Genomic DNA, 4958 nt, shown 5'->3' with positions numbered 1-4958 from the left:
CCGGGATGCCGGCGGAGCGCAGCCTGGCCTCGGTGAGGGCGGTCAGCCGGGCCGAGACCGGGGCCTCGTCGTCGCGGTGGCGGTCGATCAGCCGGTACTGGACGGAGGCCCTGGCCCAGGCGCGCAGGCTGTCGGGGTCCCCCAGGAGCGCGGGGTTGGCGAGGCAGCGGTCGGCCATGGCGGCGGCGAGCTCCTCGATCCTCGGATCGTCCGGCGCCCAGGCCTCGGCCTCCTGGCCGCGTCTGGCCAGATCGACGAACTCCGGGTCGTCCAGGCGGTGTTCGAGCTGGGTCAGGAAGCCGTCGAAGCCCTCGGGCACCAGTGCCCGCGCCAGCACCAGGGCCTCGCGCTGCGCCGCCACGTAGTCGGGGCCGAAGCCGAGCCCGGGCATCCGCTCCAGGGCCGCGCAGGCGCGGTCGGGCAGCAGGGCCCGGTCGCCGTCGGCGAGCCGGTGCAGGGTGTCGCGGCGCGCGGTCAGTTCCGCGATCCGCTCGTCCAGCCGCCGCTCCACGTCGGCGAGGGCGGCGGTGAACCGCTCGCCGTCGGCGTCGAGCAGCGGCCCGATCTCCGCCAGCGGCACCCCGGCGGCGGCCAGCGTCCGGACCTGCACCAGCCGCAGCAACTCGCCCGACCCGTACCGCCGGTAGCCGGAGGCGTCGCGCTGCGGCTCGTCGACCAGCCCCTGCCGGTGGTAGTGCCGCACCGTCTTCACCGTGACGCCGACGTACGCCGCCGCCTGCCCGATCGTGACTCCGTCGAATCCGTTCGTCATCCGTTCAGCCTGCCGTACGAGCGGATGCCGTACGACCGGAGGCCGTGGGGCCGGTCCCGGTGCCGAACACCTCGTCGACGAGCCGCCGCTGGGCGCTCTGGAACGCCGCCGCGATGGACACGTCGGCGTCGTCCACGTAGTTCAGCCCGGCGGTGAGGGTCGTGCCGCCGTCCGGCGAGCCGTACATCAGCGCCGCCGAGCCGATGGTGGCGCCGTTGTGGTGGAAGACGGTGCCGCCCTCCCTCTCCTGGGCGAACAGCCCCAGTCCGTAGCCGATCGTCGCCTCCGGCGTGCGCATCTCGGCCAGCAGGCCGGGCGGCAGCAGCCTGCCACCGAGCAGCGCGGAGACGTAGGTGTGCAGGTCCCGGGTGGTGGAGATCATGTCGCCGCCGGCCGCGACCCAGGACGGGTCGTGGCGGGTGACGTCGAGCGTCCGCTCCCGCCCGGCGTCCTCGTAGCGGTAGTAGCTGCGGGCGTGCGGCGCGGGGACCTCCGGCGAGGCGCCGGGCGCCACCGTGCCGGTCAGCCCCAGCGGCTCCAGGACCAGCCGCCGCAGCTCCTCGGCGAAGGGGCGGCCGCTGACCCGCTCGACCACCAGCCGGGCCAACACGTAGTTGGTGTTGGAGTAGCTCCAGCCCGCCCCCGGCGCGAACCGCGCCGGCCGGGACAGCGACAGCCGCACCAGCTCCTCGGGCGGGTACGTGCGGAAGCGGGCGTCCACCCACTCCTTGCCCCGCCACGGGACGCCCGGCACGAACGTCCCGTCCTCCGCCGGCTCGCCGGTGTGGTTGAAGACCCCGCTGGTGTGCTGCAACAGCATCCGCACCGTGATCCGCCGGTCCAGCCCGAACCCGGGCAGGTGGTCGCCGGCCGGGTCGTCCAGGGCCAGCCGGCCCTCGGCGACCAGCAGGAGCACCGAGGTCGCGACGAAGCTCTTGGTGACGCTGCCGACGCGGAAGTGCCCGTCGGCCGGCGGCCTGCCGTCGCGGCCCAGCTCGCGGGCCCCGGCGCTGCCGACCCACTCGCCGCGCGCGTCGTTCACCCGCACCTGCACCCCGAGGAAGCCGGACTCGGCGATCTCCTCGATCGCCCGCCGCAGCTCCGGGCGGTCCGGACCGTGGCCGAGGTGGTGGCCGAGGTGGTGGCCGAGGTGGTGGGTGGAGTGGTGGGTGGTGGACATGCTGCCCCCTCGTATCCGTGGGGCCCGCGTGGTCATCGGGCCCGATGAGGGGAGCCTGCACCCTGACCCGAGGTCAACCTCAACCGTGATCCGGCTCACAGCCGCGGCGTGCCCGCACGGACGGGGACGGGGACGGGGTGACCCGGGACCGGGGCCGCCGTCGGCACGATCGGGAAGACGGCGGCCCCGGCCCCGGTACGGGTCCGTACGGGCGGGGCATCGACCGCGGGGTTGCCCGTACGGCTGCGGTCGGCACCCATTCCACGACTTCAACAGGACTTGAAGTCAAGCCCCGTCCGAGGCGAGGCCCCGCCCGAGGGTGCTGTTCCGGGGCGGGGTAGCCTCGCTGCGGCGGGGGACTGCGGAGGACAGACACGGACAAGACGGACAGGGGCGGGCGGATGACGGAGCAGCACAGCTACTGGCGGGTGTCGGACGGCGCGGCGGTCGGCGCCACCCAGGCGCACATCGTGTGGACCAGGGCGGCCTACCCCGCCCTGGTGGAGGTGGCGCGCCGCTACCACGCGGTGATCAGCTACGCGGACCTGGCCGAAGCGGTGCAGGAGGCCTCCGGGGTACGCACCCGGGTCAACCAGCGGCACTGGATCGGCAAGGTGCTGTCCCTGGTGATCCGCGAGGCGCACCGGCGCGGCGACCCGCCGCTGACGGCCCTGGTGGTGCACGCCACGGACGGCCGGGTCGGCCCCGGCTACCAGGAGGTGCTGGCGGTGGCCGGCCAGCCGCCGGTGGCCGCGGAGATGGACCGCGAGCAGCACGCGGCCGCCGCCCGCCTGGCCTGCTACCGGCACTTCGGCGCCGACCTGCCCGCCGACGGCGGCACGCCCGCCCTGGCCCCGCGCCTGCGCGCCTCGGTGGAGCGCAAGGCCGCCGTCGCCGCCCCGCCGCGCCCGCCGGCGATCTGTCCGACCTGCTTCCTGGAGCTGCCCGCGACGCGGGTGTGCGACTCCTGCGGGGCGACCGTCGCGCCGTGAGCGGGGGAGCGCGGCCGTGAGCCGGCGGCCCGAGGGCTGAGCCGGGGGCCCGAGGGCTGAGCGGGTGTCACGTCACACGGCGGCGGGCAGCCGCCCGGGCATCTGCCAGCCCTCGGCGAGGCGGGAGGGGGCCAGGCGCCGCCCGTCGCCGAAGAACTCGCAGAACTTCATGATCAGCGGGTCCCAGCCGACCGGGTCGACGTAGTGGTCGCTGCCGGGCACCAGCAGGCTCTCCTCGACGTGGGCGCGCACCACCGACACCTCGAAGGCGGTGCGCCCGCCGCCCGTCAGCGCCGTCGCCGACTCCACCCGGCACTCCAGCTGCACCGGGCACTCGGCGGCACGCGGCGCCCGCACCAGCTCGCCGGGCAGCTCGGTCATACCGGCGGCGGCGAACTTCCGCCGCTCGTGGCGGTAGCCCTGCTTCAGCCGGTACTCGGCGATCTGTGGGGTGGCGGTCAGCAGCGCGAGGGCGTCCACGGCGTCCACCTGCGCGGAGGAGGGCAGGTTGAGTACGCACTCGCCCTCGCGCCGCAGGTTGGCGGCGGTCTGGGAGCTGTCGCCCAGACCCAGCACGCAGGACTGCCCCAGCCACCACGCCGAGGACATCGGCATGAGGTTGGCGCTGCCGTCCTCGTTGCGGGATCCGATCAGCACCACCGGGGTGCCGAAATAGAGAACCTTGAGATCGATGACCTTGTGCACGGGAACTGCCGTCCTCGGGATGGGGAATCGTTGCGGTCACCGACTCTGCCCCGGCCCGGCCGGGGGCGCTGGCGGTGATCGGACATCACGTTCCCGCAGGTCCCGCAGGTCCTGCGGCTCCCGAGGACGGCAGGGCCCGCCGCGGCGGGCGCTCCGTCAGCCCACCGGCCCCCGGGCGGCGATCAGCCGGGCCCGGCCGTCGCGCAGCCGGTAGGACAGGCCCACCACGGACACCTTCCCCTCGGCGACCTTCGCGGCCAGCGCCTGCGAGCGCTCCACCAGCAGCTCCACGGTCTGGCGGATGTGCTCGTCCACGATCCCGTCGCTGTCCTCGATGCCCGCCGCCTTCGCGGACAGCACGCTCGGGGTCACCCGCTCCACCACGTCCCGGACGAAACCGCCCGGCAGCTGCCCCTGCTCCAGGGATTCCAGCGCCGCCGCCACCGCACCGCAGGAGTCGTGGCCCAGCACCACCACCAGCGGGCAGTCCAGCACGCTCACCCCGTACTCGATGCTGCCCAGCGCCTCCGCACCGGTGACGTGCCCGGCGGTGCGCACCACGAACAGGTCGCCCAGGCCCTGGTCGAAGATGATCTCGGCGGCCAGCCGGGAGTCCGAACAGCCGAACAGCACCGCGAAGGGCCGCTGCGCCGGGGCGAGCGCCGCGCGGCGCCCGGCGTCCTGGTTGGGGTGCTCGGGGTTGCCCGCGACGAACCGGGCGTTGCCCTGCATCATCACCCGCAGCGCCTGGGCGGGGTCGGTCAGGAAGTCGTCCGTGGGGCCGTCGAGCGGGCCGGGCTCGGGCTCGGATATCGGTGTGGGGATCATGTCTGCACCCTAGATCGCCGCAGGTGGAGCCCGCAGCCGGGGGTCAAGGGTCGGACGGCCCCACGGACGGGCCCGTACGACCCCGTGCGATCCGCACGCGACCTCCGTACGGCCTCATGCGCCCCATGCGGGCCCGTACCGCTCCGACGGGCCCGGGCCGCGGGTCCGGCGGCTACGGGGCGGGGCGCAGGGCGAGGACGGTGACGTCGTCGCGGCTGTGGCCGCCGCTCCAGCGCCGGGCCCGCCGGTCGAGGGCCTCGGGCAGGGCGTCGGCGGGGGTGGCGGCGAGGTCGGCCAGGCCCTGTTCGACCGGGTAGAACGTGCCGGAGGCGTCCTGGGCCTCGGTGATGCCGTCGGTGAGCAGGACCAGCACCCCGTCCCCGGGCAGCGCGAAGCGCCGCACGGGGCGCGGCTCGCCGGGGGCGGCCAGGGCGGCGAGGCCGAGCGGGATGCCGGCGTCCAGGGGGACGGGCTCCACGCG

Annotated in this window: 6 protein-coding genes; 1 reads left to right on the top strand and 5 read right to left on the bottom strand. The window is 75.3% G+C overall.

The features are described 5' to 3' along the window. The coding region (locus tag ACIQOV_RS27425) for a MerR family transcriptional regulator (RefSeq protein ID WP_401052937.1) at positions 1–772 on the bottom strand (772 nt) is incomplete at its 3' end. A gap of 4 nt (positions 773–776) precedes the next feature. After that, positions 777–1952: a serine hydrolase domain-containing protein gene (locus ACIQOV_RS27420; protein ID WP_401052934.1), complete on the bottom strand. Its 1176-nt coding sequence runs from the start codon at positions 1950–1952 to the stop codon at positions 777–779. A gap of 401 nt (positions 1953–2353) precedes the next feature. Here ACIQOV_RS27420 and ACIQOV_RS27415 point away from each other — a divergent pair, with 401 nt between their 5' ends. Further along, positions 2354–2944, top strand: a complete 591-nt coding sequence (locus ACIQOV_RS27415) for a hypothetical protein (RefSeq protein ID WP_359906603.1) — start codon at positions 2354–2356, stop codon at positions 2942–2944. Between the two features lie 72 nt (positions 2945–3016). On the opposite strand, the gene ACIQOV_RS27410 is transcribed toward ACIQOV_RS27415, so the two are convergent. The 3 genes from ACIQOV_RS27410 to ACIQOV_RS27400 form a co-directional block, all read right to left on the bottom strand. Next, positions 3017–3649 carry a flavin reductase family protein gene (locus ACIQOV_RS27410; protein ID WP_401052931.1) on the bottom strand — a complete coding sequence of 211 codons (633 nt, stop codon included), beginning with the start codon at positions 3647–3649 and terminating at the stop codon, positions 3017–3019. A gap of 156 nt (positions 3650–3805) precedes the next feature. Continuing rightward, positions 3806–4384 (bottom strand): carbonic anhydrase, encoded by a 579-nt coding sequence (locus ACIQOV_RS27405; RefSeq protein ID WP_401052940.1) that lies wholly within the window; start codon positions 4382–4384, stop codon positions 3806–3808. 265 nt (positions 4385–4649) lie between these two features. Further along, a partial coding sequence (locus ACIQOV_RS27400; protein WP_401052928.1) for a SpoIIE family protein phosphatase occupies positions 4650–4958 on the bottom strand: 309 nt, incomplete at its 5' end.

The organism is Kitasatospora sp. NPDC091257, from assembly GCF_044757675.1.
Classification (GTDB): domain Bacteria; phylum Actinomycetota; class Actinomycetes; order Streptomycetales; family Streptomycetaceae; genus Kitasatospora; species Kitasatospora lactacystinica.
Note: the sequence above shows the minus strand (reverse complement) of the source record. Positions and strands in the feature narration are given on the sequence as shown.